Origin of the sequence: Shewanella sp. 11B5 (assembly GCF_002836795.1) — a bacterium.
GTDB classification, from domain to species: domain Bacteria; phylum Pseudomonadota; class Gammaproteobacteria; order Enterobacterales; family Shewanellaceae; genus Shewanella; species Shewanella frigidimarina.
On sequence record NZ_PJAP01001042.1, the window covers coordinates 1 to 2,533 of the forward strand.

The 2,533-nt window shown below is 42.6% G+C and carries 4 protein-coding genes and 1 pseudogene; 3 read left to right on the top strand and 2 right to left on the bottom strand.

The genetic code is table 11. The annotated features are described in order from the left end of the window. The 3 genes and pseudogenes from CXF78_RS20025 to CXF78_RS20035 all read left to right on the top strand — a co-directional run. Nucleotides 1-200: pseudogene (locus CXF78_RS20025) on the top strand (galactose oxidase); the annotation flags it as partial. 115 nt (nt 201-315) lie between these two features. Next, nucleotides 316-828 carry a hemerythrin domain-containing protein gene (locus CXF78_RS20030; RefSeq protein ID WP_059747097.1) on the top strand — a complete coding sequence of 171 codons (513 nt, stop codon included), beginning with the start codon at nt 316-318 and terminating at the stop codon, nt 826-828. Between the two features lie 120 nt (nt 829-948). Further along, entirely contained in the window at nt 949-1,464 is a 516-nt protein-coding gene (locus tag CXF78_RS20035; RefSeq protein ID WP_102037747.1) for an AlbA family DNA-binding domain-containing protein, read from the top strand. Here CXF78_RS20035 and CXF78_RS20040 read toward each other — a convergent pair. Continuing rightward, entirely contained in the window at nt 1,444-2,184 is a 741-nt protein-coding gene (locus tag CXF78_RS20040; RefSeq protein WP_011635937.1) for an HAD-IA family hydrolase, read from the bottom strand. The genes CXF78_RS20035 and CXF78_RS20040 overlap by 21 nt on opposite strands. After that, nucleotides 2,184-2,533 (bottom strand): tyrosine-type recombinase/integrase (locus CXF78_RS20045; protein ID WP_180957228.1); only part of this gene is annotated, 350 nt, incomplete at its 5' end. The genes CXF78_RS20040 and CXF78_RS20045, both read right to left, overlap by 1 nt.

Consider the following 2,533-nt stretch of genomic DNA (forward strand, 5'->3'; position numbering starts at 1 on the left):
ACGCCTATGGTTATCGATTCGACTTGGCTACCAAGCAGTGGCTCGCACCGCAGACACTATCGCAGCCAAGCATGGATCACCGTGGGTTAGTGTGTTGGCAAGGTAGCTTATTAAGAGTCGGCGGTATGCTACAGCAACAAAAAGTCAGTTCAAAAGTACTGCTAAGCACTTTGGCGCAAGGCGAGTCTTGTACTCAATAACGTATCAATTTTCGATTAATGTGTGAGTTAGCTAACAGATTAGTGGTGAATAAATTGAGCATTGTTAAAGATGCACATAAAATACATGTAAATTATGTGCACCTTTGGAATTGCCATGTTAACCGAACAAGCAGCACCCGCATTACAGCACTTATCATTAATTGATTTGATAGATCATATTGAAGCGACTCATCATCAATACATTCGTGAAACCGCCCCATTATTAGTGGAATACACAGATAAAATGGTTCGCGCACATGGTGATGATCACAGCGAAATAAAGCCTCTGGCGCATGCGGTTAATGAGTTAATTGCCGAATTAATGCCGCACTTAATGAAAGAAGAACGCATTTTATTTCCGGCGATTAAATCGCTCAGCTTAGGCAAAACCGTTGATGGATGCTTTGGTCATATTAGTAACCCTATCAACATGATGTTGCATGAACACGATAACGCAGACCACATGTTGCAAACCATTCGAAACTTAACCAATAACTACACACCACCTGCAGGTGTCTGCCATACATGGCAAACATGTTATCGCACCTTGGCTGAATTTGATGCCGACTTGCAAACTCATATAGAGATTGAGAACACTTTATTATTCCCAAAAGCTTTAGCACTATAATCCTCCTTGGTTCCCCATTTTGAAGCAACTTCGAGATCATCCTTACGGATTTGCTTCCTTTTTTTTACGAAACTTCATACAGTACATAATGAGTTTCACGTACCTCAATATGGAGTCTAAATGTCGCCTCATCATTACCCAACCTTTGCCCTAGATGACATTGCAAATTTACATGAATCTGCCCAAGTTGAATTTAAGTTAGCAGGTGGAAGAGATGGTAATGGAATGTTGCCCGAAGGTATGTGGGAAAGCTACAGCGCTTTTGCCAACACCTTAGGCGGGGAAATTATTTTAGGGGTAAAAGAGCAGCAAGGTGACTTTACGATTGAGGGAATTATTAATCCGATACCAATGCTCACTGAAATTTGGGCAATTTTACATGACCCCAAAAAAATCAGTCACAATATTTTAGCGTCTACCGACGTACAAATTATCGAAATTATGACTAAAAAACTGATTCGTATCCATGTGCCCTGCGTGGATGTAAAACTCAGGCCCATCTATGTTGGCACCGATCCTTACAGTGGTACCTATTTTCGAGTGGGCGATGCCGATATGCATGCGAGCCGTGAGCAAGTTGAACAAATGAGCTTAAAAGCCGGTATCGATTTGAAGCTAAAGCAACTGAAGCAGTAAATCCAATTGGTTAATCTCGATATGCGGTAATACCGGTTGCGCCTTTTTATGCCGTTGCTGCATACATGGGTTCAGCCACGCACTTTGACAACCCGCCATTTTAGCTCCAGCGATATCAGACAACGGATGATCGCCCACATGCAATAACGCCGACGGCTTAATATCTAATTGACGACAAGCAAGGCTAAACATGTCGGCGGCAGGTTTCATTTTAACCCCATGACCAGGATGTAGCACAAATTGCATCACTTTATCTAACCCGATGCGCTGGGTGTCAACATTACCATTAGTAATACCAATAAGTTGGTAACGTTGGCTTAAACGTTCTAGTAACTCCAGCACGCTCTCATCAACAGTAAAATTACTACGATGATGATGAAAACATGTCATGCCATCTTGTGCACCTTGGCTGGCTTCTGTCTCACTATAACCAAAGTGTAATAAACCTTGATGTAACATGGCGTAGCGAGCTGCACTGGTATCATGAGCTAACTCTGGATGTAGTTTGAACAGTGCATGTTTGAGTTGCTGCCATTGAGCAGCGTCCCATGTTGTGGTGGCAGGATAGATTTGATTTATTAACGAGAACAGCTGCTCACTGGCATGTATTACATAAGGAAGATTATTGTAGAGTGTATCGTCTAAATCAAAACTAATCGCGCTAAAAGGTTGTAGGCGCTGATATTGGATCATCGAAGCTTTAGGCAATTGCAATGTCATTATTTCCCCCTGTCTTTTTTCGCTCTTGGATGCGCGTTATCGTACACTTTGGCAAGGTGTTGAAAGTCTAAACTGGTGTAAATTTGTGTGGTCGATAAGTTCGCATGACCGAGTAACTCTTGTACTGCACGTAAATCTTGGCTTGATTCAAGCATATGAGTTGCAAACGAATGACGCAACTTATGTGGGTGAACTTTTACCGCCATGGCTTGCTCTTGTCCCCACTTAGCCATACGCGCTTGAATACTACGATGAGACAATCGCTTGCCTTGGCTGCTAACAAATAACGCATCCCCAGCTTCTACACAAGGTAACTGGTCACGGCAATTCAACCACGTTTTTATCGCGG

Coding starts and splice junctions, on each gene's coding strand:
- CXF78_RS20030 (WP_059747097.1), top strand. CDS start 316: ATGTTAACCGAACAAGCAGCACCCGCATTACAGCACTTATCATTAATT.
- CXF78_RS20035 (WP_102037747.1), top strand. CDS start 949: ATGTCGCCTCATCATTACCCAACCTTTGCCCTAGATGACATTGCAAAT.
- CXF78_RS20040 (WP_011635937.1), bottom strand. CDS start 2,184: ATGACATTGCAATTGCCTAAAGCTTCGATGATCCAATATCAGCGCCTA.